At 37.8% G+C, this 1436-nt stretch carries 1 pseudogene; it reads left to right on the forward strand.

The features are described 5' to 3' along the window. A pseudogene (locus FTV43_RS15425) lies at positions 1-946 on the forward strand (MobA/MobL family protein); the annotation flags it as partial. Positions 947-1436 lie beyond the last annotated feature (490 nt).

Consider the following 1436-nt stretch of genomic DNA (forward strand, 5'->3'; position numbering starts at 1 on the left):
ACAGATCATCAAGGGCCTTGATCAAGAAATTATTGTTCCAAGTCGATTAGAAGATCAGATTACCCAGCTGGAAAACGAACTTCAGTTAACCGAAGCAGAAGAAAAAGAGCTTTTAGCAGAATTAGTAAATCTCAACCTAGAAGAAGAACGCCTGCAAGAACAACAGGTTCAACAGATCGACAACGCATATGATGACTTCATCCGGTGCCAAGATATTTATGCAGAATTTGCCAATCAGTTTTACACCATTCAAAGCAATGCTGCTGATAATCAAAAGCAGATTGAATCAAATCTCACCAAGACAAAACGATGGTTAGCAGAAAACAAAAGCGATTTTTACCTACGTAACGATAATTTGTTTTATGACTCTTACCATCATACTTACAGAGATATAAAAAAACCTGATTTTTATGCGACTGAAAAATCAGTAGAACAGGCAAAAAATGAGAACTGGAGAGAATACGCAACCGAGGTCGAACAACTTGCTAAAGAATACGATATTGAGAATGTCGTCAAACGCTTAGGCCAATGCTCAGAGATACTGGAAAATAATGGGATTGAACGACCAACGATAAAACCCACGTTTTGGCAGAAGCTAAAACGAGAGTACGTTCATTCATTCGATACCCTACATGATTTTAATGATGATATGAGTCCCCTCCTTAAAGCAAAACGGGCAGATGATCTCAAAATTGAACAAGAAAGAATGCAGCAAGTACGCCAAGCGGAAGTAGATCGCCAACGAAGAATTGAAAATGATCGCAGAGAAAGTGAATTTAGAGAGCAATTACGTAAAGAACGAGAGCAAAAAGAACAACGCTATGAACAAGAAAGACACGAACGAGAACATTTGGCATTTTTAAAACGCCAAGAATTGGAAAAACAGCAGAAAAATGAGCCTAAAAAACCAGAAAATGAAAATAACAACGATTACCGACCTTGGTGAATGCTGTTTAAACGCAAAAAAATAGGGTTTTTAGCGATGTTTTGCTAAACCACAGTAGATTTATAGTTGAGTTAAGAAAAAACTCTTAAATCGCAAATGAGAGCATTTAGCGAGTGTCTACGAGCGAACTACAGGGATCTAAATTTTTTCACCTGTTTTTCCCTGATTACAGGCTCCCCTGTGTATCAAGAACTCAGAATCAGAGCATCCCGAATGGGTGCGAACTGATTACGATGGCTTTATGTCGAGCGAAGCGAGTAAAAAGCTCATGAGCGAAGCGAATTCCGAGCTGCTTTTGCTTTTTTTTAAAGTCACAACCCAATGAGCCAAAAAATTGCCCCAACGAATCGAGCGAAAGCGAGATTCAATAGAGTTTGAGCGCAGCGAAAACCAAGGGCAATTTTTCATTTATTTTTTCATTTACTAATTTTAAAAGCTTTATTAAAAGCTTTTAATAGCTTTTAAAAAGCTTTTAAAAAGCTTTACGGCC

Origin of the sequence: Acinetobacter sp. YH16053 (genome assembly GCF_013417035.1) — a bacterium.
Lineage (GTDB): Bacteria > Pseudomonadota > Gammaproteobacteria > Pseudomonadales > Moraxellaceae > Acinetobacter > Acinetobacter towneri.